The sequence below is a fragment of the Bradyrhizobium sp. 142 genome (assembly GCF_023074015.1).
Lineage (GTDB): Bacteria > Pseudomonadota > Alphaproteobacteria > Rhizobiales > Xanthobacteraceae > Bradyrhizobium.
The window spans coordinates 117,790-141,516 of the sequence record NZ_JADPKQ010000294.1 but is presented as its reverse complement, the minus strand read 5'-3'; the positions used below and the strand labels follow the sequence as shown (position 1 = coordinate 141,516).

Sequence of the window (23,727 nt, the reverse complement as noted above, 5' to 3'; positions counted from 1 at the left end):
CGTTGTACTTCGGAGCGGTTCTAATAAGCTAACCCAATGATGCTATTCAGAAACCAGATCGACGCGCGTTAGGCGTTCGCCAAGCTCAAGAAAAGGCCGCCGGGTCTTGAGCCTGTGCGGACAGGGTAGGAATGAAACCGACCGATATCGCGGCCCCCGACTACTTTCACAAGGTGGTCGATTGCCAATGGGCTTGTCCTGCACACACCCCGGTTCCCGAATATATCCGACTGATCGCCCAAGGCCGCTACAGCGACGCCTACATGATCAATTGGAAATCCAACGTGTTTCCCGGAATTCTGGGACGCACCTGCGACCGTCCCTGCGAGCCGGCGTGCCGCCGTGGACGCGTCGAGGAAACGCCGGTCGCGATCTGCCGCCTCAAGCGCGTCGCCGCCGACTTCAAGGACGACATCAGGCAGCGCCTGCCGAAGCCCTCGCCCAAGAACGGCAAGCGTATTGCCCTGGTCGGTGGCGGTCCGGCGTCGCTGACGGTCGCGCGCGATCTCGCGCCGCTCGGCTATCACTGCACCGTGTTCGATTCCGATCCGGAAGCGGGCGGCATGATGCGCTCGCAGATCCCGAAATTCCGCCTGCCCAACTCGGTGATCGACGAGGAGACCGGCTACATCCTGGACCTCGGCGTTGAGTTCAAGGGCGGTCATCGCATCGAGAGCATGCAGGCGCTGCTCGCGGAGAAGTACGACGCCATCTTCGTCGGCTCGGGCGCGCCGCGTGGCCGCGAGCTCGACATTCCCGGCCGGAAGGAAGCCGCGGCCAACATCCATATCGGCATCGACTGGCTGTCCTCGGTGTCGTTCGGCCACACCGACAAGATCGGCAAGCGCGTGATCGTGCTCGGCGGCGGCAACACCGCGATGGACTGCTGCCGCACCGCGCGCAGGCTCGGCGGCGAAGATGTCAAGGTGATCGTGCGCTCCGGCTTCGAGGAGATGAAGGCTTCGCCCTGGGAGAAGGAGGACGCGATCCATGAGGACATCCCGATCCTCAACTTCCTCGTCCCCGTCGCCTTGATCCATGACAATGGCAAGCTCACCGGCATCACCTTCCAGAGGGTGAAAGCCGAATACGACGCCAAGGGCCGCCGCAACCTGGTGCCCTCGGGCGAGCCCGACCAGACGCTCGCATGCGACGACGTGCTGGTCGCGGTCGGCCAGGAGAACGCCTTTCCCTGGATCGAGCAGGACTGCGGCATCGAATTTGACAAATGGCACATGCCGAAGGTCGATCCGAAGACGTTCGTCTCGAGCAATCCAAAGGTGTTCTTCGGCGGCGACGCTGCGTTCGGGCCGAAGAACATCATCTGGGCGGTCGCGCACGGCCATGATGCCGCGCTGTCGATCCACAGGATGCTCTCGGGCGAGGACATCAACGAACGGCCGCTGCCGGAGGTGCACATCTCCTCGCAGAAGATGGGCATTCACGAATGGAGCTATGACAACGACATCTCCAACGACAAGCGCTACAAGGTGCCGCATCGCGACAAGGTCGTCGCGCTGAAGGACATCCGCACCGAGGTCGAGCTCGGCTACGACGTCAAGCTGGCGCTGGGCGAGGCCGAACGCTGCCTGAACTGCGACGTGGAGACCGTATTCTCGACGTCGCTCTGCATCGAATGCGACGCCTGCGTCGACATCTGCCCGATGGATTGCATCACCTTCACAGAGAATGGCGAGGAAGCCGATCTGCGCCAGCGCCTGAAGGCGCCCTCGCCCCGTCCCGACCAGGACCTCTACGTCTCCAGCGATCTCAAGACCGGGCGCGTGATGGTGAAGGACGAGGACGTCTGCCTGCATTGCGGCCTTTGCGCCGAGCGATGCCCCACCGGCGCCTGGGACATGCAGAAGTATTTCATCGAAATGACGTACGCAGGATCATCATGTCCGACAAAAAGCCGATCAGCAGCGTAAACGACTTCGTCGTCCGTTTCGCCAACGTCAACGGATCGGGCTCGGCCAGCGCCAACGAGATGTTCGCGCGTGCGATTCTGCGTCATGGCGTGCCGGTGAGTCCACGCAACATCTTCCCCTCCAACATCCAGGGCCTGCCGACCTGGTACGAGGTGCGGGTGACGAAAGATGGCCATCTCGGTGCCCGCGGCGGCGTCGACATGATGGTGGCGATGAATCCGCAGACCTGGGACAAGGACGTCGCCGGCATCGAGCCCGGCGGCTATCTGTTCTACGATTCGACCAAGCCGATGCCGTCGACCAAATTCCGCAACGACATCACCGTGATCGGTGTTCCCTTAACCGCGATCACCAACTCGACCTACACCGATCCGCGCCAGCGTCAGCTGTTCAAGAACATCATCTATCTAGGCAGCCTCTCGGCGCTGCTCGACATGGATCCGAAGCTGATCGAGCAGCTGATCGGCGAGCAGTATAAGGGCAAGGAGAAGCTGCTCTCCTCCAACGTTCACGCGTTGCATCTCGGCCGCGACTGGGCGCTGCAAAACCTGAAATGCCCGATCGGCTTGCGCGTCAAGAAGTCCGACAAGGTCGGCGACCGCATCTTCATCGAGGGCAATAGCGCAGCCGCACTCGGCGCCGTCTATGGCGGTGCCACCGTGTGCGCCTGGTATCCGATTACGCCGTCCTCCTCGGTGGCGGAGGCCTTCACCAGCCACTGCAAGAAGTACCGGCACGATCCTGTGACCGGCAAGGCGAAATACGCCATCGTGCAGGGCGAGGACGAGCTGGCTTCGATCGGTATCGTGATCGGCGCCTCCTGGAACGGCGCCCGCGCCTTCACCGCGACCTCCGGTCCCGGCATCTCCTTGATGACCGAGTTCATCGGCCTGTCATATTTCGCCGAGATTCCGGCCGTGATCATGAACATCCAGCGCGCCGGACCTTCGACGGGCATGCCGACCCGCACTCAGCAATGCGACATCATCGCCTGCGCCTATGCCTCGCATGGAGATACCAAGCATGTGCTGCTATTCCCCGAGGATCCGGCGGAAGCATTTGAGTTCGCGGCAGCCGCCTTCGATCTCGCCGAGCGGCTTCAGACCACGATCTTCCTGATGCTCGACCTTGATATCGGCATGAACCACCGCCTCTGCCGTCCCCTGAAGTGGGACGACGCCAAGCAGTATGACCGTGGCAAGGTGATGACCGCCGAGATGCTGGAGGAAGGCCGCGACTTCGGCCGCTACCTCGATGTCGATGGCGACGGCATTCCCTACCGCACCTATCCCGGTACGCATCCGACCAAGGGCTCCTACTTCACCCGCGGCACCTCGCGCGACCGCTATGCGCGTTACTCCGAGGAAGGCTCGGTCTATGCCGACAACATGCAGCGTCTCATGCGCAAGTTCGAGACCGCACAGGACCTGGTGCCGCGACCGCTCCAGGCCAATGCGGAACGGCCGACCAAATATGGCGTGATCTATTTCGGCTCGACCTCGCCGGCGATGGACGAAGCGATCGAACTGTTGGAAGCGCGCGGGCATCAGCTCGACCGCTTGCGCATCCGTGCCTTCCCATTCCACTCGAGTGTCGCCAGCTTCCTCGCCGAGCACGACTTCGTCTACGTGGTCGAGCAGAACCGCGACAGCCAGCTCCGCCAGCTCATTGTCAACGAGAACGGCATCGACCCGGTGCGGCTCGTGCCGATCGTGCATTACGACGGCTCGCCGATCACCGCCCGTTTCATCGCCAAAGCCATTGGCGACCACCAGGATCACCTCAAGGTGACCCCGCTCCGCAAGGCCGTGTCATGACCTACGCGTCACTCTCTCCGTCGTCATGCCCGGGCATAGCCGTCCGAAGGACGGCGTCGCTTCCGCTCGCCTATGCCCGGGCATTCACACCTTTCTTCTTCCTGGCCAAGACGTGGATGGCCGGGACAAGCCCGGCCATGACGGGCTCGGGACCGCAGGTGCTCGCATGACCTACATCGCAAAACCGAAATTCCATCATCCGGGGCTGAAGAAGAACGAGCTCGGCTACACCCATCGCGACTACGAGGGCAAGATCTCGACGCTGTGCGCCGGCTGCGGCCATGACTCGATCACGGCCTCGATCATCGAGGCCTGCTATGAGCTGTCGATCGAGCCGCACCGGGTGGCGAAGATCTCCGGCATCGGCTGCTCGTCGAAGACGCCGGACTATTTCCTCGGCAATTCGCACGGCTTCAACTCCGTGCACGGCCGCATGCCGTCGGTGCTGACCGGCGCCAATCTCGCCAATCGCGACCTGATCTATCTCGGCGTCTCCGGCGACGGCGATTCCGCCTCGATTGGCTTCGGCCAGTTCGCGCATTCGATCCGGCGCGGCGTCAACATGACCTACATCGTCGAGAACAACGGCGTCTACGGCCTGACCAAGGGCCAATTCTCGGCAACCGCCGACCGCGGCTCTAAGTCCAAGAAGGGCGTCACCAACACCGACAACGCGATCGACCTCGTCGCGATTGCGCTGCAGCTGGGTGCGACCTTCGTCGCGCGCAGCTTCTCCGGCGACAAGAACCAGCTTGTGCCGCTGATCGCGGCCGCAATCGGCCACAAGGGCGCGTCCTTCATCGACGTCATCAGCCCCTGCATCGCTTTCAACAACCACGCCGGTTCGACCAAGAGTTTCGACTATGTCCGCGAGCACAATGACGCGGTGAACCGGCTCGACGTGCTGGTGGGCCGCGATCCGATCGCGGTCGATTACGCGCCCGGCACGGTGCAGATGGTCGAGCAGCACGACGGCAGCAGGATCGCGCTGCGCAAGATCGATGCGGACTACGATCCCCACGACCGGCTCGGCGCCATGACCTTCCTGCAGAAGCACGCCGCCAAGGGCCAGATCGTCACCGGCCTGCTCTATGTCGATCCCGACGCGGAAGATTTGCACGAGCATCTCAACACGGTGGAGACGCCGCTCAATACGCTGGAGGCCGATACGCTCTGTCCGGGCTCGGCAGCGCTGGACAAGTTCAACGCCAGCCTGCGGTGATCACTTAGCGGCTGAAACGGGCTGCCTGACACGGATGGTGATCTTCTCTGACACGATTGGCGGCTCGAACGGATAGTGCTTCGCATCGCCCAGCACCAGCTGGAGCGTGTGCGTCCCCGGCGGAAGCTCGAGAAGAGTTTCGGTCTGCCCTGCCCCGAAATGCAGATGCGACTTGTCCTGCGGAATGGGCTCCTTGGGATCGATCGGCTCGTTCACGTCGATCAACAGATGATGATGACCGGCGTTATGGTAGTCGTCGCCGGCATGCGTCACGCCCATGTTCCGCAAACCGAACCGGGCCCAGAATCCGCCCCGGATCTTCTGCCCGTCACGCGGAGTGATGAAGTAAACCTTCGCGTCCTTGGGCGCTGCCTTGCCCTGCGAATAGGCGATGCCCGGAAGCAACGCGAGCGCCGCCGACAGCGCAACGCAGCGAAGGATTTTCATCAAACCTCCTCCAGCGCTTAAGGACTGAGCGCAATGCGGAATCCATGCGTCGGGTAGCGAACATTTGTATCGTAACCGTCGCGGTTGGACGGCCGAACATATCTCGAATCGTTCTTCCAGGAGCCCGAGCGCAGCACGTGCGAGGTGCAGTCCCCGCCGGTCCATGCCGAGCCATCGCCGGGCGCACCCTGATAGGTCCTGTGCCAACAGTCCTCGACCCACTGATCGACTCCGCCGCCCATGTCGTAGAGCCCGAATGGATTGGGCTTGAAGCTGCCGACTTTCGCCAGCTGCGCGCCCGCGACGTCACCGCAATCCTTGCATCCGGCCATGCCCGGCTGGAGCTTGTCGCCCCACCAATATTTCGTCTGCGTGCCGGCACGCGCCGCATATTCCCATTCCGCTTCAGTCGGAAGGCGGTAGGGCTTCTTCGTCGCCTGCGCGAGCCAGCCCGCATATTGCTGTGCGTCTGCCCAGCTCACGTTCGTGACGGGGGCATCTTCCTTCCCGATCGCTGTAAAGCTGCATGCCTTCGCTGCCGCGCATTCATTCCATTCACGAACGGTCACAGGATATTTTCCGATCGCGAACGGCTTGATCGCGACCTGGTGGACGGGTCTTTCCGTCGGGTCATCGTTGCTGCCCATCGCGAAACTGCCGCCGCGGACCGCAACCATGTCCGGCTCCTGGACCGCCACCGTGGATTGCGATGGGGCCGGCGAAGGCGCGCTTGCAGGCGTTGCGGCCGTCGAGGGAGAAGCCGCGGGTGCTGTCTGCGGCACCTGCGTCGACGAACCGGGTTCGGCTTGAACGGATTGCGACGTCGGGGATGCTGCCGGTGCCGGCGTCGGGGGCGCCGCAGCCTGTTCGCCGAGGCGCGGCTGTACGAGCAGATACCAAAGGACGCCGCTCGCAATAACGAGCAGTGTCAGAGCCAGAAGGAATAGCAACGTATTCTCGCGCCGGCCGCGCGTCCTGCCCACGGCATCCGCGTCCGGCAGCACACGATAGATGCGCACGGGGTCGGTGATGTTCTTCACTTTGCGGTCGCCAAGCGACTCGTAGCCGCACACCACCTTGTGCTTGATCTGCTCGTAGATCGCACCTGAGATGTAGACCTGACCGGGCTCGGCAATACCCTCGATACGCGTGGCGATGTTGACGCCATCGCCATAGACGTCGTCCGGCTCTACGATGACATCACCGAGATTGACTCCGATCCGGTACTCGATCCGGGACTCCTTCGGAAGCGAAGCGTTGCGGCCAATGAGATTTTGCTGGATGACGATGCTGCAGCGAACCGCCTCAACTGGACTGTCGAAAACAGCGATGAAGCCGTCGCCAGTCGTCTTCACCAGGCTTCCATGGTGCTCGACGATACTGGGCTGGATGAGATCCCGCTCGATCCGCTTGACGCGAACATGCGTGCCTTCCTCGTCGGCCTGCATCAAGCGGCTGTAGGAGGCAATGTCACCGACAATGATCGCGGCAAGACGACGAGACATCCTGCCGTTTTGCGGCGGCTCATCGTGGCTTCCGGATCTGAAGTTGCGAATTTCGCCCATTGCGGGGCACTCCACAAACTTGCCAAGAGGCTGCCCCAGCCTACAATTTCGAGAAGCAATCGTTTTGTGAAGGCTATCACATTAACGAACCCGGACAACGTCGAAGAGATCGCCGATATCGAGTTCCAAGGATTGACGGCTCCCACGTGGATTGAACCTTCCTGACCCGACCTGCGACTAACGCGGCGCACGGCGCCATCTATCTCATCCCTGTGCCACGGCGACGCCTCGCGGACTTGCGAGCGTGAACGCGCCGCGTTCAGCCTGCGACCAACGGTAAACCGGCCCGTCCCTCGCGGTCAGGCCAATTGCCGCTCCCGCATTCGGTGCGATCATGAAGCACTTTCTTTTCGGCGCCGTCATCCTTGCCGCGCTCAGCGGCCCCGGCCATGCCGCGGAGGCCGACGACATCCGCGAGACCAGCAAGGCCGAAGCCGAAACCTTCAACGCGCGGATGTACGCAGGGCCGCCCGGCGACAAGGCCTATGCCTGTTTCGTCCGCCGCTACGATGCCGAACATCTGGCGCAGCACCCGAAGCAGAGGGTCGCTTCGATGAAGCTGCTGGTCTCGGCGGAATACGACAAGGAGGACAAGCAGCTCCACAACTCCTTCCGGATTGGCTTCAAATACCGCCACCGCTCAGGCGATTTCGATTCCAGCGGCTCGTGCAGTCACGTGGTGTTCGCCAAGGACGGCAACGACGTCCGCCTCGGCTGCGGCGTCGACTGCGAGGGCGGCGGCATCGGGGTTGCGCTGTCGAAGGAGAGCAAGTCAGCGATCGTCCGGCTTGCACGGGTCAGGGTCTGGCAGAACAACAAGCCGGATGACGACGCCGAAGAATCGTTGGTGGCCGGCGCCGACGACAAGATTTTCCGCCTCGACCGCACCGACAACAGCGAGTGCGCTTCGCTCGTGACCGACCGCAAGGAACTCGCCGCACTGCGCCACAAGTGATATGCGTGCGGCAAAGTCAGGCCAGTCCAGGGAGATCGCCATGAACCGCCGAAATATCCTTTGGAGCGCAGTCTCGGCTTTCGGGGCGGCGCTTGCAATATCCCGCGCCGAGGCCGCGACGGAGGCCGGCGCCGGCAACAAGCTCAAGGTCGTCTACCATCTCAGCGACGCCGAGAAGGTCAATTTCGTGCTCGGCAATATCCAGAACCACATCGACGGCGTCGGCGGCCCCGAGCACGTGACGATCGCGCTGGTGATACACGGTCCGGCGCTGAAGGCGTTCCACTCGACGCAGGCCAATCCCGATGTCAGCAAGCGTGTCGGCGATTTCTCCAAGGACGGCGTCGAGCTCGCCGCCTGCGGCAACACGATGAAAGCGCAGAACGTCACGCTGACGGATCTGCTGCCGGGCTTCGTCAGCGCGGAGCAGGGCGGCGTCGTCCGCCTGGCCGAGCTGCAGTCGCAGGGCTATCTCTATCTGCGGCCCTGAGGGCCACTAACGCTTCCGCGAATTCGGTGCGCTCCCTCCCCCGCTTGCGGGGGAGGGTCGGGGAGAGGGCTGTCTCCACAATCGAGAGCCCCCAAGAGGAGAAAGCCCTCACCCGGCGCTTCGCGCCGACCTCTCCCGCAAGCGGGAGAGGTAAGCGGAGCCCGCGGGGGCCCGCTCCCCCAACTGATCCGCATCGCACTTGACTCACCCATAACTCTACAGTTATTAGTTTAACCCATAACCTTCTGGTTATGGATTCCACATGTCCGCCGCCCCCGACCTTCTGTTCAGGACACTCGCCGATCCCACCCGGCGGGCGATCTTCGAGCGGCTGTGCCGCGAGGGCGAGCAGACGGTCGGAGCCCTGACGGTGCGATCAGGCGTTTCCCAACCCGCGGTCTCGAAACATCTCGGCGCGCTGAAGCTGGCCGGGCTGGTGCGCGACCGTCACGAGGGGCGGCAGACCCACTACAGCGCGCAGCCCGGCGCCCTGAATCCGCTGATCGACTGGACCAGCCAGATGGCCGGGTTCTGGCAGAACCGGCTCGACGCCCTCGATGATCTCCTGAAGAGGATGGACCAATGAGCGAAGCTGAGACTGAAACCCGTTCCGTGACCATCGAGCGCGAATTTGCCTTTCCGCCGGAGCGGATCTGGCGCGCGCTGACGCAGCCGCATCTGATCGAGGAGTGGCTGATGAAGAACGACTTCAAGCCCACCGTCGGCCATCGTTTCAATCTTCGCGGCGAGTGGGGCGGCGTGCTGGATTGCGAGGTCCTCTCCATTGAGCCGCAGCGATCGCTCGCCTACAGCTGGAATTTCACGCATGAGGACGCGGCCTTTGACTTGAAGAGCGTCGTGACCTTCACGCTGACGCCGACCGGCGCGGGCACGCATCTGCGTGTGGAGCAGGCGGGCTTCCGTCCGACCCAGAAGCAGGCCTATGGCGGCGCGCGCGCCGGCTGGAACCAGTTTTTTGCAAAGCTGGACGAGCTGCTGGCGCGGGGCGACTAGCCCGGCCATCGATGTCCATTCCAACCATCGTCAGAGGAGGTCCCATTGAGCTCGAACATTCGGATTCGGCAGATCCATCGCTGGCTGTCCATCGCCTTCACGCTTGCCGTCACCGCGAATATCGTCGCCATCGCCCTGCAGATGCAGGCGGTGTGGATCGGGCTGTTGGCGTTCGTCCCGCTGATTCCGTTGCTCGCGACCGGGCTATATCTGTTCGCGCTGCCATACGTCAGCCAGCGGCGCGTGAACGAGGCAAGATCATGAAGAAAGCTGTGACGGCGAAGACCAGCAGCGCGAAGGAAGCGGACGGAGCTTCAGCCTCCAGGTTGATCGACGGCAGGATTAAGGAGCTTGGCGACTGGCGCGGCGAGATGCTAAGTCGGCTTCGCGGCCTGATCAAGGACGCCGATCCCGACCTGGTCGAGGAATGGAAGTGGCGGGGCGTGCCGGTGTGGTCACACGACGGGATCATCTGCACCGGCGAGACCTACAAGACTGTCGTGAAGCTGACCTTCGCCAAGGGCGCTGCGCTCGACGACCCCGCGGGGCTGTTCAACTCGAGCCTGGAGGGAAACGTGAGGCGCGCGATCGATTTTCAGGAGGGCGCGAAGATCAACGAGAAGGCGCTGAAGGCGCTCATTCACGCCGCCGTGGCCCTGAACACGTCCAAGGCCAAAGGCAAATCCGCAAGACGCTCGGCTTAGGAGCACGCGGCGGCGTCAGGCCGCCGCTGTGATTGGGCGCGGGCTCACGACATATTCCCGCAAGACCTTGTCGTTGCCATCGACCTCGATCAGCGCGACATCATAGGTCCAGAGATCGGCGAGATGCTGCAGCACCCGCTTGGCATCGGTCTCGTTGAGCTGCGAGCCCTTGATGACGCGGTGATGCACGATCAGCCGGCGGTCGCCGGACAGGTCGACGTCGACCACTTCGATATTGGCATCGATGTAGCCGACATCATGCTGCCGCGCGAGCTCGCGCCGCACCCGGCGGAAACCACGCTCGTCGTGAATGGCATCGACCCGGATGCCGGCGCGCTCCTCGGGATCGTCGTGCAGGTGGAACATGCGGAAGTGCCGCATCAGCTTCGGGCTCAGGTACTGCGCGATAAAACTCTCGTCGCGGTAGTTGGCCCAGACGTCGCGCAGCACGCCCATCACATCGTTCTTTCCGGCGATGTCCGGGAACCATTCGCGATCCTCGTCTTCCGGCCGGGTGACGATCCGCTCGATGTCCTGCATCATGGAAAAGCCAAGCGCATAGGGATTGAAGCCCGAGAAGCGCCGATCGTCGAATTCGGGCTGGAACACCACGTTGGTGTGGGATTGCAGGAATTCGAGGAAGTTGCCGTCGGTGAGCCGACCCTGCTCGTGCAGCTTGGTCATGATGCGGTAGTGGACGTAGGTTGCCGTTCCCTCGTTCATCACCTTGGTCTGGCTCTGCGGATAGAAATATTGCGCGATGTGGCGGACGATCCGCAAAAGCTCGCGCTGCCAAGGCGCCAGCCGCGGCGCACTCTTCTCCAGAAAATATAGCAGGTTCTCCTGCGGCAGGCCGAGCAGCTTGCGGCGGCGCTCGACGCTGATCGCGGAGCGGCTCTTGCTCTTTCCTGCCGGCACGGTGCGCCAGAGGTCGTTGAAGACTTCCTCTTCATGCTGGCGGCGGCGCCCTGCCCGCTTCTCCTCGGCGCGCAAATCCAGCTTCTTCTTGCCGGGGTAGCGGTCGATGCCATGCGACATCAGCGCATGCGCGGCATCCAGAGTGCGTTCGACCTCGACGCGGCCGTGGCGCGCCTCGCAACTCATCACATACTTCTTGGCGAAATCGAGATAGTCCAGAATGCCGTCGGCGTCGGTCCACTGCTTGAACAGATAGTTGTTCTTGAAGAAGTGGTTGTGACCGAACGCGGCGTGCGCGATCACCAGCGTCTGCATCGTCGCCGTATTCTCCTCCATCAAGTAGGAGATGCAGGGCGAGGAGTTGATCACGATCTCATAAGCGAGGCCCATCAGGCCCTTGCGGTAGGACGCCTCATGATAGGCGAAGTGCTTGCCGAACGACCAGTGCTTGTAGAACAGGGGCATGCCGACCGACGAATAGGCGTCCAGCATCTGCTCGGCGGTAATGACCTCGATCTGGTTCGGATAGACGTCGAGCCCGAGATCTTTCAACGCCACCTCCTCGCAGGCATCGCTAATGCGCTGCAAGGTGTGGAAATCCCAATCCGCGCCTTCGAACAAGCGTTCCGTCATGGAGCGACCTTCTCCTGAGTAGTTTCGCGGCGCTGGAACAGGTCGTGGAACACCGGAAATATCTCGCTGCGCTCGCTGACCTTGCGCATCGAGAGCGGTGCGCCGCTGCTACGCAGGCGCTCGTAAAGGGTCCAGAGCGAGGAGTCCGAGAGATCGAAGGCGCTGCCCCCGGACTCGCCGACCTCGAGATAGGCGAAGAACTGGCAGACCGGGAGGATCTTGTCGGTCAGCAGCATGCCGGCGAGCTCGCCGTCGGAATAAGAGTTGTCGCCGTCGGAGGCCTGGGCCGCGTAGATGTTCCAGTCCGCCGGATTGAAGCGCTCGCGCACGATCTCGTGCATCGCCTGCAGCGCGCTGGAGACCAGCGTGCCGCCGGACGCCGGGCCATAGAAGAAAGTCTGCTCGTCGACCTCCTCGGCGCGGTCGGTGTGGCGGATGAAGACGATCTCGACATGCTTGTAGCGCCGCTTCAGGAAGACGTAGAGCAGCATGTAGAAGCGCTTGGCGAGATCCTTCATGTGTTCGGACATCGAGCCGGAGACGTCCATCAGGCAGAACATCACCGCCTGTGCGACCGGCTTGGGCACCGTCTCGAAGCGGCGATAGCGGATGTCGAGCGGATCGATGAAGGGAATGCGCTTGGATTTCGCCTTGAGCTTCTCGAGCTCGGCGACGAGTTCCGCGCGCTCATCCTCGTCGGTGCATGCAGCGATCGCAGCTTCCAGCTCCTCGATCTCTTCCTTGCGGGGCCGCTTGAGCGCGATGCGGCGCGCGAGCGCGAGCCGCACCGTCCGGCTGACCGAGATGTTGGATGGCGAGCCGGACATGGTGTAGCCGGCGCGCTGGATGCCCTCGCTCTCGGTCTGCGCGATCTTGCGCTTGGCGAGATCCGGAAGCTCGAGATCGTCGAGGAAGAGATCGACGAATTCGTCGCGGCTCAGCACGAAGCGGAAGGCATCTTCGCTGTCGCCTTCGCCCGGACCGGAATCCTTGGCGCTGCCCTGGCCGGATCGAGGGAGATAGTCGCCCTCGATGAACTTCTTGTTCCCGGGCAGCACCATGTCGCGCGTGCCGCCTTCGCGGCGAAAGCGCGGCTCGTGCATGCCGTCGAGCGGAATCGTGACTTCGCCACCCTCCAGGACATCCTTGATGTCGCGTTCCTGCGAGGTTTTCTTGACGGCGCCCTGCACCAGGGACTTGGCCCGACGCAAGAACCGCTGCCGGTTCTCAAGACTCTTGCCGCCTGGATTCAGGCGCCTGTCAATAATGTGAATGGCCACTTTCCCATCCGCCTCAACCGGCTTGCTTCACGCGCATGTACCACTCGACGAGCCGGCGAACCTGACGCTCGGTGTAGCCGCGCTCCACCATGCGTGCGACGAACTCGCCGTGCTTCTTCTCCGTCTCGCCGTCCTTCTTGGACCCGAACGAGATGACCGGAAGCAGGTCCTCGACCTGGGAGAATATCCGCTTTTCGATCACATCGCGAATCTTCTCGTAGGAGGTCCAGGTCGGATTCTTGCCGGCATTCTGTGCCCTGGCCCTCAACGAGAACTTGACGACCTCGTTGCGGAAATCCTTCGGGTTGGCGATGCCGGCCGGCTTCTCGATCTTGGTCAGCTCCTGGTTCAACAATTCGCGATCGAGCAATTGTCCGGTGTCGGGATCCTTGAAGTCCTGATCCTCGATCCAGGCATCCGCGTAATCGACGTAACGGTCGAACAGATTCTGGCCGTAATCCGAGTAGGATTCGAGATAAGCCTTCTGGATCTCGTTGCCGATGAACTCGGCATAACGCGGCGCGAGTTCCGCCTTGATGAATTCGAGGTAACGCTTTTCGATTTCCTCAGGAAGCTGCTCGCGGCGGATAGACTGTTCCAGCGCATACATCAGGTGCACGGCGTCGGCGGCAACCTCCTGCGGATCGTGGTTGAAGGTCGCGGCCAAGATTTTGAAGGCAAAGCGCGTGGAGACACCATCCATGCCTTCGTCGACGCCGGCGGCATCCCGGTATTCCTGGACGCTGCGCGCTTTAGGATCGGATTCCTTCAGGCTTTCGCCATCGTAAACCCGCATTTTGGCAAACAGCGTGGAATTCTCGTGCTTGCGCAGCCGCGACATCACCGAGAATCGCGCCATCGTTTCCAGCGTCGCCGGCGCGCACGGCGCAGACGCAAGCTCGGAGCCCTGGATCAGCTTTTCGTAGATCTTCTGCTCTTCGGTGTAGCGCAGGACATAGGGCACCTTGATCACGCAGATGCGGTCGATGAAGGCCTCGTTGTTCTTGTTGGACTTGAAGCTCGACCACTCGGCCTCGTTGGAGTGCGCGAGGATGATGCCGGTAAACGGAATCGCGCCGATATTCTCGGTGCCGATATAGTTGCCTTCCTGCGTCGCGGTCAGCAGCGGGTGCAGCATCTTGATCGGCGCCTTGAACATCTCGACGAATTCGAGGATGCCCTGGTTGGCGCGGTTGAGGCCGCCGGAATAGCTGTAGGCATCGGGGTCGTTCTGGGCGTAGGTCTCGAGCTTGCGGATGTCGACCTTGCCGACCAGCGAGGAGATGTCCTGATTGTTCTCGTCACCGGGCTCGGTCTTGGCGATGCCGATCTGGCGCAGCCGCGACGGCTGGATCTTGGCGACGCGGAATTGCGAGATGTCGCCGCCGAAGGCCTCCAGGCGCTTGTAGCACCACGGGCTCATCAACCCGGTGAGACGCCGGCGCGGAATGCCGTACTTTTCCTCCAGCATCGGGCCGAGCTGATCGGGATCGAACAGGCTCAGCGGGCTCTCGAACACGGGCGAGAGTTCGTCGCCGGCCTTCAGCACGTAGATCGGATGCACTTCCATCAGCGACTTCAGCCGTTCGGCGAGTGAGGATTTGCCGCCGCCGACCGGGCCGAGCAAATAGAGGATCTGCTTGCGCTCCTCGAGGCCTTGCGCGGCATGACGGAAGAAACCAACGATGCGCTCGATGGTTTCTTCCATGCCGTAGAAACCGGCAAAGGCCGGATAGGTGCGGATCGTGCGGTTCAAAAAAATACGGCCAAGGCGTGGGTCCTTGGCCGTGTCGATCGTCTGGGGTTCACCGATCGCGGCTAGCAATCGTTCGGCCGCATTTGCATATTTCATGGGATCGCTTCGACACGATTCCAGATATTCCGCCATCGACATGTCGTGCTGGCTTCTCGCCTCGAACGACCGAGCGAAAGCGTTGAATAGAGAATCGTTGTACATGATCCCTCTCCGCGTGAGTTCCGCTACACAACTGAACTAAAGCAGCGACCGGACCGTTCCTTAGCGCCACTCTCGAATCAGCGTGAGCACATGACGGACATTCGACACCCGAGGACCTTCACCACGCAACGCACAACGTAGGCATCGGGTGAGTTACGAACAGGCAGCTGCCTGTTATTTATGCGAATCTATACTTGTATCCGCTAATTTCCAGCAAATGTCGCCTCACCGCAACATCCGGGCATTACCGGGGATAGGCCCATCCGGCACCGCAGCATAACCGCCGGCTGGCGGCGGCTTTATGACGTTCGTGCGGCCAAGCTTTGCGTGCCATGATCGCGCTATCGCCGCAATGCGGTGCGTGAATCGCTGCCAGCATGACAGTCGCGGCAGGCGCGCAGCAAGGTACCGAAATCAATCGTCAGACCCTCGGGCCGGATGACGACGCGATCGGCGGGCGCAGTGCGCGAGGTGGCGTGGATGCAGGCGAGCTGACGCTGGAAGGCCGGCGTCAGCGTCAGCACGATGACCTTGTGTCCGCGGCATTCTTCAGCCGAAACGTCCTCAATCGACTCCCAAAGCAGAAATTCATTGCGGATGCCGTAGGTGGTGACGATCACCACCGGCCCCCGTTCGGACGGCAGCATCCAGACCAGCCGGCAGGTGACCAGGCCGAACACCACGATGCCGGTATAGCCGATCGTCGTGCCATAGTTGCCGATGACATCCCACCAGCCAAAGGCGAGGCTCGCACTGATCAGCATCATCGCAAATCCCGCCGCGACCAGCAGCCGCAGGCGCGTCGCGCATTGACCGATTTCAAGATCGTGGGATGCGTCGATACACACGGCCGGGCCGGCCGATTGCGCCCCGTCGGGAACGGCGAGTGCCAGACCCTCAGTTTCAGCGTGCATGCTCTCCCCCAGCATGGCCATGTGCGACCGGGCCAACGATGCATCAGGCGGATTGGAAGCGCCCTGACGGCACTCCGCGCTGCGACAAGCAGACGTGGCAGGCTGACGCTACGCAACGTGACCCGGCCGAACCGTCCCGGCCGGAGAATTTTACGCAACACCGCTACTGCCGCCTGGATCGTCACGATCGCGACGGAGTTACACCGAGAGCAGAACCCCTGTACCCTTGATAGGTTCCCTCAGATGCGCATGTAAGCTAGAGGATAGCGCGTCAGGACCGGCGCGGAAACCCCTCGCCCGCAGGCTTGGAGATAAATAAACAGCATGAATCCCGTCAAAGAACTGGAAAAGCACGGACAAGCCGTCTGGCTGGACTTCCTCGCCCGTGGCTTCATCGCCAAGGGCGATTTGAAACGGCTGATCGAGACTGATGGCGTCAAGGGCGTCACCTCAAATCCCTCGATCTTCGAGAAGGCGATCGGCAGCTCGGACGAATACGACGCCTCGATCGGCAAGGCGCTCAAGCGGGGCGACCGGACCGTGGCCGACCTGTTCGAGGCCGTCGCGGTCGAGGACATCCAGAATGCCGCCGACGTGCTCCGCCCGGTCTATGACCGCCTCAAGGGCCAGGACGGCTTCGTCAGCCTGGAGGTCTCGCCCTATCTCGCACTGGACACCGCGGGCACGGTCGCCGAGGCGAAGCGGCTCTGGAAGGACGTCAATCGCAGGAACTTGATGGTCAAGGTCCCGGCGACGCCCGAGGGCCTGCCGGCGATCGAACAACTCATCGGCGAAGGCGTCAGCATCAACATCACGCTGCTGTTCTCCAAAGCGGTCTATCTCGAGGTCGCCGAGGCCTACCTCGCCGGTCTGGAGAAATATGTCGCAGGCGGCGGCGATCCTTCGCATGTCGCGAGCGTGGCGAGCTTCTTCGTCAGCCGCATCGACTCGATGGTCGACAAGCAGCTCGACGAGAAGATCGCCCGTGCCAACGACCCATCCGAAAAGGAGCGGCTCGCCGCGCTGAAAGGCAAGGTCGCGATCGCCAACGCCAAGGTCGCCTACCAGGACTACAGGCGGCTGTTTGCAGGTCCCCGCTGGGACAAGCTCGCAGCCAGGGGAGCCAAGCCGCAGCGCATGCTGTGGGCGTCGACCGGAACCAAGAACAAGGACTACAGCGACGTCCTCTATGTCGAGGAACTGATCGGCCCCGACACCATCAACACCATGCCGCCGGCGACGCTGGACGCGTTCCGCGACCACGGCGAGACGCGCGACAGTCTCGAAGAGAATGTCGAGGACGCCCGCCGCGTCCTGGAGGAGCTGGAGCGCTCCGGCATCTCGCTCGACGCCATCACCGCAGAGCTCGTCAAGGACGGCGTCACGCAATTTGCCGACGCCGCTGACAAGCTGTATGGCGCAGTCGCCCACAAGCGCGCCACCGTGCTTGGGCCCGCGATCGATCGCCAGCTGCTCTCGCTCGGTGACGGGCTCGGCAAGGCCGTGGCGAAGAGCACCGAGGACTGGCGGGCGTCAGCGAAAATCCGCAGGCTGTGGCAGCGCGACAAGTCGGTCTGGACCGGCGCGGACGAGGACAAATGGCTCGGCTGGCTGGACAGCGCCGCAAAGGCCGACGTCGCCGACTATGAGGACTACGCGAATCGCGTCAAGGGTCAGAAATTTTCCGACGCCGTCGTGCTCGGCATGGGCGGATCGAGCCTAGGGCCGGAAGTACTGGCGGAGACCTTCGCGCGGAAGTCCGGCTTCCCGAAGCTGCACGTGCTGGATTCCACCGATCCGGCGCAGGTGCGGGCGATGGAAGCCCGGATCGACATTGCCAACACCGTGTTCATCGTCTCCAGCAAGTCCGGCGGCACCGCCGAGCCGAACGCGATGAAGGATTATTTCCATGAGCGTGTCGCGCAGGCGGTCGGGCCGTCGGTCAAGACCGGCCATCGCTTCATCGCGGTGACCGATCCCGGCTCGTCGCTGGAGAAGGCGGCCAAGAAACTGAACTATGCCCGGATCTTCCACGGCGACCCCTCGATCGGCGGTCGCTATTCGGTGCTCTCGCCGTTCGGCCTCGTGCCGGCGGCAACCGCGGGCATCGACGTCAAGACCCTGGTCAAACATGCGCTCTCGATGGCCCGCTCCTGCGGACCGGACGTGCCGCCGCAAGAAAACCCCGGCGTGCAGCTCGGGCTTGCCATGGGTCTCGCCGGGCTCGAAGGCCGCGACAAGGTGACGATCCTGACGTCGAAGAAGATCGCCGATTTCGGCGCCTGGGCCGAGCAGCTCATCGCCGAATCGACCGGCAAGGAAGGCAAGGGCCTGATCCCGATTGCCGACGAGCCGCTCGGCGAGCCCTCCCTTTACGGCAACGATCGGTTCTTCATCGACATCCGCACCGAAGGCGAGGCGGACGCCCCACACGACTCGAAGCTTGCCGCGATCGAAGCGGCCGGCCATCCCGTCGTGCGCATCGTCATGAAGTCGATCGATCATCTCGGCCAGGAATTCTTCCGTTTCGAGATGGCGACGGCGGTTGCAGGCAGCATCCTCGGCATCAACCCGTTCGATCAGCCCGACGTAGAAGCGGCCAAGATCAAGACTCGCGAGCTCACTGCCGCGTACGAGAAGACCGGCGCGCTGCCGGCGGAGCAGCCGGTGGTCAGCACCGCCGAGGCCGATCTGTACACCGACGAGGCCAACGCCACAGCGCTCCGCTCCGCAGGGGCCAACGGCGATCTCACCTCATGGCTGAAGGCGCATCTCGCCCGCTCCAATCACGGCGACTATGTCGCCCTGCTCGGCTACATCGCGCGCGACAAGGCCACCATCGATGCGCTCCAGACGATGCGGCTCGAAGTGCGCGAGAAGCACCACGTTGCGACCTGCGCCGAGTTCGGGCCGCGCTTCCTGCACTCCACCGGGCAGGCCTACAAGGGCGGCCCCGACAGTGGCGTATTCCTCCAGATCACCGCCGATGACGCCAAGGACCTGGCTGTGCCGGGCCAGAAGGCCAGCTTTGGCGTCATCAAGGCGGCACAGGCGCGCGGCGATTTCGATGTGCTCACCGAGCGCGGCCGACGTGCGCTCCGCGTGCACTTGAAGGGCGGGCTCAAGAAAGGTCTCGCGGCACTCAACGCCGCCCTCACGGACGCGCTGAACTAAGGGAATAATTCAAATGCAACTCGGCATGATCGGCCTCGGCCGGATGGGCGGCAACATCGTGCGCCGGCTGATGCGTCACGGCCATTCGACCGTGGTCTATGACAAGGACGCCAAGGCCGTCGCCGGCCTTGTCGGAGACGGCGCGCAGGGCTCGGCGACGCTCGAAGAATTTGTCGCCAAGCTGGAACGACCGCGCACCGCATGGGTGATGCTGCCTGCCGGCCGCATCACCGAAGCGACGATCGATACGCTTGCGAACGTGATGGGGGCCGACGACGTCATCATCGACGGCGGCAACACCTTCTGGCAAGACGACGTTCGCCGCGGCAAGGCGCTGAGGGAACGCGGCATCCATTATGTCGACGTCGGGACCTCCGGCGGCGTCTGGGGACTGGACCGCGGCTATTGCATGATGATCGGCGGCGAGAAGGTCGTGGTCGACCGGCTCGATCCGATTTTCGCCGCGCTCGCGCCCGGCGCCGGCGACATTGCGCGAACGCCGGGACGCGACGGCCGCGATCCCCGCATCGAGCAGGGCTACATCCATGCCGGCCCGGTCGGTGCCGGTCACTTCGTCAAGATGATCCACAATGGCATCGAATACGGCCTGATGCAGGCCTATGCGGAAGGTTTCGATATTCTCAAGAACGCCAGCATGGAGGCGTTGCCGGCGGATCATCGCTATGATTTCGATCTTGCAGATATCGCCGAGGTGTGGCGGCGCGGCAGCGTGATCCCGTCCTGGCTGCTCGATTTGACCTCGACAGCGCTCGCCGACAGCCCGGCGCTGTCGGAATATTCTGGTTTCGTCGAGGATTCCGGCGAAGGACGCTGGACCGTGAATGCGGCGATCGACGAGGCTGTGCCGGCCGAAGTCCTGACCGCGGCCCTCTACGCACGTTTCCGTTCCCGCCAGGAACACACCTTCGCCGAAAAAATTCTTTCCGCGATGCGCGCGGGTTTCGGCGGCCACAAGGAGCCGAAGCAGCTGGACGCTGCGAAGTCCTAGTAAGAAGAGCAAGTAACAAGCGAAGGCCGATCATTCGTGACAAAAGACCCGCAAGCAAAGCGCAAGCCGGAAAATTGCGCCTTCGTCATCTTTGGTGTCACCGGTGATCTCACCCACCGCCTCGTGATGCCGTCACTCTACAATCTCGCCGCCGAGCACCTGCTACCGGAAAAGTTCTGCGTCGTCGGCGTGGCCCGCAAGGGCCAGTCGGATGACGAGCTGCGCGATAGCCTGATGCAGGGCTTGCGCGAGTTCGCGACGAGGCCCGTGGACGACGACATCGCCCAGAAGCTGCTGCAATGCGTGACGTTCGTCGAGGCCGATCCGAAGGACCCGCCGTCGTTCGACCGCTTGCGCGAGCATCTGGATTCGCTGGAATGCGCGGAAGGCACCGGCGGCAACCGGCTGTTTTACCTCGCAACTCCGCCGGCCGCATTCGCACCGGCCGCGCGCGAGCTCGGCCGCACCGGCATGATCAAGGAGAACGGCGCCTGGCGGCGGCTCGTGATCGAAAAGCCGTTCGGCACCGACCTCGCCTCGGCGCGTGCGCTGAATGCCGAACTCCTGAAGATCATGGAGGAGCATCAGATCTACCGCATCGATCACTATCTCGGCAAGGAGACGGTGCAGAACATCCTGGTGCTGCGCTTTGCCAACGGCATGTTCGAGCCGATCTGGAATCGCAACCATATCGACCACATCCAGATCACGGTGGAGGAGAAGCTCGGCGTCGGCCATCGCGGCGGATTCTACGATGCCACCGGTGCGCTGCGCGACATGGTGCCGAACCATCTGTTCCAGCTGATGTCGCTGGTGGCGATGGAGCCACCGAGCCGCTTCGATGCCCATTCCGTGCGTTCCGAGAAGGCCGAGGTTCTCACCGCGATCCAGCAGCCGAGCGAAGAGGAAGCGCTGAGGAATTCAGTTCGCGCGCAATATCTTGCGGGCCGGATTGGCGACGACGAGATTCCGGACTATCGCACCACCGCGGACGTCAGGCCGGGTAGCTCCACGGAGACCTATGTCGCGCTGAAGCTGATGATCGACAATTGGCGCTGGGCCGGCGTGCCCTTCTATTTGCGCACCGGCAAGGCGCTGGCGCACAAGCGCACGGAAGTCGCGATCAAGTTCAAGCAGGCGCCGCTGTCGATGTTTTCGGGCACGGCGGTCGACCGTCTGTCGCAGAACTTCCTGACCATCGGCATTGCGCCGACCGAGACCATCGAGCTTCAGTTCAACGCCAAGATTCCGGGACCAAGCGTCATGATCGACGGCGTCGAAATGAAGTTCCGCTACGGCGACTATTTCCAGGCCGATCCCAGCACCGGCTACGAGACGCTGATCTACGACTGCATGATCGGCGACAATATCCTGTTCCAGCGCGCCGACGGAGTCGAGGCCGGGTGGCAGGCGGTGCAACCGTTCCTGGATGCCTGGAAGAAGGCGGGCGTCAACGGTATCGAGACCTATCCCGCCGGCAGCGAGGGACCGGCTTGTGCCGATGAATTGCTCCGGCGTGACGGGCGAAGCTGGCGGAAGTTTTCGTGATGACAGCCGCCGGCCCGCCCAAGCTGATCGTCGAGGCCGACGCCGAGGCGCTCGCCCGCGCAGCGGCCGAACGGGTGATGGCGCGGATCGCGGCCAATCCCGGGCGTATCGCGATCTGCCTCACCGGTGGCTCCAGCCCGAAGAGGCTTTATCAATTACTCGGCGGCGATTCCTGGCGTGATAAAATTCCCTGGGAACGCGTGCACTGGTTCATTGGGGACGAGCGGTTCGTGACCGAAGGCGATCCTCGCAACAACATGGCTGTCGCGCGCGCAACCTTCCTCGATCGCAGCGCGTCGTCCGGCCATATTCACCCGATCCCGACCACCGCCGAAAATCCCGACCGGAGCGCCGAGGCCTACGCGCGCGAGCTGCAATCCTTCTACGGTGCGGAGCGGCTGGATCCGTCGCGGCCCCTGTTCGATCTCGTGCTGATGGGCGCAGGCCCGGACGGCCACACCGCTTCGCTGTTTCCCGGCTATCCTGCCCTCGAAGAGACGCAGCGCTGGGTCGTCGGCGTGCCCAAGGCCAACGTCGCGCCCTTCGTGCCGCGAGTCTCGCTCACCCTGCCCGCGCTGGCGTCCTGCCGCGAAATGCTGTTCGAGATTGCCGGGCACGACAAGCAGCCGATCTTGACGAGGCTCTTCAATGGCGAGAACCTGCCGGCGTTGCGCGCGCGCTCGAATGGTGAAACCGTCTGGCTGGTCGACCAGGCCGCGCTTCCGGAGGGAATTCGTGGCGGGCGCTGAAGCACCTTGTGCATTGATCGTGATGGGCGTGTCGGGTTCGGGCAAGAGCACGATCGCCAAAGCGCTAGGCGAGCGGCTCGGCTGGCGGTTCGAGGACGGCGACAGCTTTCACCCCGCCAGCAACGTCGAGAAGATGAGGGCCGGCCACCCGCTCACCGACGAGGATCGCTGGCCGTGGCTCAACGCCATCGCCGACGAGATCGCACGGGTCTGCGGACGCGGCGAGCACGTCATCATTGCCTGCTCGGCTCTGAAGCACAGCTATCGTGACCTACTCTTGCGTGGACGGAGCGACGTCCGCTTCGTCTTCCTGAAGGGCAGCAAGGAGCTGATCGCCGATCGGCTCGCGCGCCGCAAGGGCCATTTCATGCCGCCCGAGCTCTTGACCAGCCAGTTCAATACGCTGGAGCCGCCGGAAGCGGGCGAGCACGTGATCAGCGTCTCGATCGACGAGACCGTCGAGGCGATCGTGGACGGCGTCGTGCGGCAGTTGAAATTGGGCGGCGACAAGCCCAGGGCCGTGACATCCAAGGCCATGAAACCCAAGGTTCTGCCATGACGCAAATCTCACTCGTGGTTTCGGATGTCGATGGCACGCTGCTGACCAAGGACAAGATGCTGACCGACCGCGCCAAGGCGGCGGTGCAGCGGCTGCACAAGGCCGGCATCGGTTTCACCATCACGTCGAGCCGCCCCGCGATCGGCATGCGCTTCCTGATCGAGCCGCTCGCGATCTGGCTGCCGGTCGGCCCGTTCAACGGCTCCTCGATCGTCGACCCCGAGATGAAGCCGGTCGAGCAGCACCTCATTCCCGCGAGCGCGGCCGAGCGAAGCTTGCAGATCCTCCGCGCGTTCGGCGCCGACATCTGGCTCTTCACCTACGACAAATGGCTGATCGACAACCCGCGCGGCAGCTACGTCGCCCACGAGCAGCGCACGATCCGGTCCGATCCGACCGTCATAGCCGATTTTTCGCCGTACCTCACCAGCGCCTGCAAGATCGTCGGCGCCAGCGCCGATGCAGCCGGGCTGGAGCGTTGCGAGAAGGTGATGCAGGAGGCGCTAGGCAGCGAGGCGACCGCGGTGCGCTCGCAGACCTATTATCTCGACATCACCCCGCCCAGCTTCAACAAGGGCACTTTCGTCGAGGCTATGGCCAAGCGCCTCGGAATTGCGACCGACGCGGTCGCCACCATCGGCGACATGCAGAATGATCTCGCAATGTTCCGCGTCAGTGGCGTCTCGATCGCCATGGGCAATGCCGCCGGCAACGTCAAGGAGCAGGCGACCCACGTCACCGCCACCAACGAGCAGGATGGCTTCGCCGAGGCGATCGAGATGATTTTGAAGCGGAATGGGGTGGAGTGAGCGGGCCGCAGGTTCGTGCGACCTCTCCCGCT

General features: G+C 63.0%; 22 protein-coding genes. 16 read left to right on the top strand and 6 right to left on the bottom strand.

The window, feature by feature from the left end; translation table 11 throughout:
- The first annotated feature begins 131 nt into the window (after positions 1-131).
- The 3 genes from IVA82_RS26435 to IVA82_RS26425 all read left to right on the top strand — a co-directional run bounded on the left by IVA82_RS26435 (position 132) and on the right by IVA82_RS26425 (position 4,970).
- Entirely contained in the window at positions 132-1,931 is a 1,800-nt protein-coding gene (locus IVA82_RS26435) for an FAD-dependent oxidoreductase (RefSeq protein WP_247389793.1), read from the top strand.
- Positions 1,901-3,748, top strand: a complete 1,848-nt coding sequence (locus IVA82_RS26430; protein ID WP_247389792.1) for a 2-oxoacid:acceptor oxidoreductase subunit alpha — start codon at positions 1,901-1,903, stop codon at positions 3,746-3,748. The genes IVA82_RS26435 and IVA82_RS26430 overlap by 31 nt, the downstream gene beginning before the upstream one ends.
- Before the next feature lie 166 nt (positions 3,749-3,914).
- Entirely contained in the window at positions 3,915-4,970 is a 1,056-nt protein-coding gene (locus IVA82_RS26425) for a 2-oxoacid:ferredoxin oxidoreductase subunit beta (RefSeq protein ID WP_247389791.1), read from the top strand.
- Here the strand turns inward: IVA82_RS26425 and IVA82_RS26420 are convergent, their stop codons facing one another.
- Together IVA82_RS26420 and IVA82_RS26415 are read right to left on the bottom strand one after the other, a co-directional pair.
- Positions 4,971-5,417 carry a DUF4399 domain-containing protein gene (locus IVA82_RS26420; RefSeq protein WP_247389790.1) on the bottom strand — a complete coding sequence of 149 codons (447 nt, stop codon included), beginning with the start codon at positions 5,415-5,417 and terminating at the stop codon, positions 4,971-4,973.
- Between the two features lie 17 nt (positions 5,418-5,434).
- On the bottom strand, positions 5,435-6,865 hold the full coding sequence (locus IVA82_RS26415; protein WP_247389808.1) for an SUMF1/EgtB/PvdO family nonheme iron enzyme: 1,431 nt from the start codon (positions 6,863-6,865) through the stop codon (positions 5,435-5,437).
- Between IVA82_RS26415 and IVA82_RS26410 the strand changes: the two genes are divergently transcribed.
- The 7 genes from IVA82_RS26410 (at position 6,782) to IVA82_RS26380 (ending at position 10,145) form a co-directional block, all read left to right on the top strand.
- Positions 6,782-7,147 carry a hypothetical protein gene (locus IVA82_RS26410; protein ID WP_247389809.1) on the top strand — a complete coding sequence of 122 codons (366 nt, stop codon included), beginning with the start codon at positions 6,782-6,784 and terminating at the stop codon, positions 7,145-7,147. The genes IVA82_RS26415 and IVA82_RS26410 overlap by 84 nt on opposite strands.
- A 169-nt stretch (positions 7,148-7,316) precedes the next feature.
- Complete coding sequence (locus IVA82_RS26405) at positions 7,317-7,937, top strand: hypothetical protein (RefSeq protein WP_247389789.1); 621 nt, start codon at positions 7,317-7,319, stop codon at positions 7,935-7,937.
- A 40-nt stretch (positions 7,938-7,977) separates the two neighbouring features.
- A complete protein-coding gene (locus tag IVA82_RS26400) occupies positions 7,978-8,427 on the top strand; it encodes a DsrE family protein (RefSeq protein ID WP_247389788.1) in 450 nt (149 codons plus the stop codon).
- Positions 8,428-8,689: 262 nt separating this feature from the next.
- A complete protein-coding gene (locus IVA82_RS26395) occupies positions 8,690-9,013 on the top strand; it encodes a metalloregulator ArsR/SmtB family transcription factor (protein ID WP_247389787.1) in 324 nt (107 codons plus the stop codon).
- The gene (locus IVA82_RS26390; protein WP_247389786.1) at positions 9,010-9,441 is read left to right on the top strand and encodes an SRPBCC domain-containing protein; all 432 of its coding nucleotides are present in this window, start codon (positions 9,010-9,012) and stop codon (positions 9,439-9,441) included. The genes IVA82_RS26395 and IVA82_RS26390 overlap by 4 nt, the downstream gene beginning before the upstream one ends.
- 45 nt (positions 9,442-9,486) lie before the next feature.
- Positions 9,487-9,705, top strand: a complete 219-nt coding sequence (locus IVA82_RS26385) for a hypothetical protein (protein WP_247389785.1) — start codon at positions 9,487-9,489, stop codon at positions 9,703-9,705.
- Positions 9,702-10,145, top strand: a complete 444-nt coding sequence (locus IVA82_RS26380; protein WP_247389784.1) for a DUF1801 domain-containing protein — start codon at positions 9,702-9,704, stop codon at positions 10,143-10,145. Before IVA82_RS26385 ends, IVA82_RS26380 begins: the two co-directional genes overlap by 4 nt.
- A 15-nt stretch (positions 10,146-10,160) precedes the next feature.
- Here IVA82_RS26380 and IVA82_RS26375 read toward each other — a convergent pair whose 3' ends face one another.
- From IVA82_RS26375 to IVA82_RS26360, 4 genes are all read right to left on the bottom strand, one after another.
- Complete coding sequence (locus IVA82_RS26375) at positions 10,161-11,696, bottom strand: SpoVR family protein (protein WP_247389783.1); 1,536 nt, start codon at positions 11,694-11,696, stop codon at positions 10,161-10,163.
- Entirely contained in the window at positions 11,693-12,970 is a 1,278-nt protein-coding gene (locus tag IVA82_RS26370) for a YeaH/YhbH family protein (protein ID WP_247389807.1), read from the bottom strand. The genes IVA82_RS26375 and IVA82_RS26370 overlap by 4 nt, the downstream gene beginning before the upstream one ends.
- A gap of 19 nt (positions 12,971-12,989) precedes the next feature.
- Positions 12,990-14,933: a PrkA family serine protein kinase gene (locus tag IVA82_RS26365; protein ID WP_247389782.1), complete on the bottom strand. Its 1,944-nt coding sequence runs from the start codon at positions 14,931-14,933 to the stop codon at positions 12,990-12,992.
- 341 nt (positions 14,934-15,274) lie between these two features.
- Positions 15,275-15,868: a hypothetical protein gene (locus tag IVA82_RS26360; protein WP_247389781.1), complete on the bottom strand. Its 594-nt coding sequence runs from the start codon at positions 15,866-15,868 to the stop codon at positions 15,275-15,277.
- 303 nt (positions 15,869-16,171) lie between these two features.
- Here IVA82_RS26360 and IVA82_RS26355 point away from each other — a divergent pair, with 303 nt between their 5' ends.
- Genes IVA82_RS26355 through IVA82_RS26330 form a run of 6 tightly spaced genes read left to right on the top strand, consistent with a single transcriptional unit; the run spans position 16,172 to position 23,695 of the window.
- Entirely contained in the window at positions 16,172-19,021 is a 2,850-nt protein-coding gene (locus tag IVA82_RS26355; RefSeq protein WP_247389780.1) for a bifunctional transaldolase/phosoglucose isomerase, read from the top strand.
- A gap of 13 nt (positions 19,022-19,034) precedes the next feature.
- The gene (gene gnd / locus IVA82_RS26350; RefSeq protein WP_247389779.1) at positions 19,035-20,030 is read left to right on the top strand and encodes a phosphogluconate dehydrogenase (NAD(+)-dependent, decarboxylating); all 996 of its coding nucleotides are present in this window, start codon (positions 19,035-19,037) and stop codon (positions 20,028-20,030) included.
- A 36-nt stretch (positions 20,031-20,066) separates the two neighbouring features.
- Positions 20,067-21,578: a glucose-6-phosphate dehydrogenase gene (gene zwf / locus IVA82_RS26345; RefSeq protein WP_247389778.1), complete on the top strand. Its 1,512-nt coding sequence runs from the start codon at positions 20,067-20,069 to the stop codon at positions 21,576-21,578.
- Positions 21,578-22,327, top strand: coding sequence for a 6-phosphogluconolactonase (gene pgl, locus IVA82_RS26340; protein ID WP_247389806.1), 750 nt, complete (start codon positions 21,578-21,580; stop codon positions 22,325-22,327). The genes zwf and pgl overlap by 1 nt, the downstream gene beginning before the upstream one ends.
- A complete protein-coding gene (locus IVA82_RS26335) occupies positions 22,314-22,886 on the top strand; it encodes a gluconokinase (RefSeq protein ID WP_247389777.1) in 573 nt (190 codons plus the stop codon). Before pgl ends, IVA82_RS26335 begins: the two co-directional genes overlap by 14 nt.
- Positions 22,883-23,695: an HAD family hydrolase gene (locus IVA82_RS26330; protein WP_247389776.1), complete on the top strand. Its 813-nt coding sequence runs from the start codon at positions 22,883-22,885 to the stop codon at positions 23,693-23,695. The genes IVA82_RS26335 and IVA82_RS26330 overlap by 4 nt, the downstream gene beginning before the upstream one ends.
- Positions 23,696-23,727: the final 32 nt, after the last annotated feature.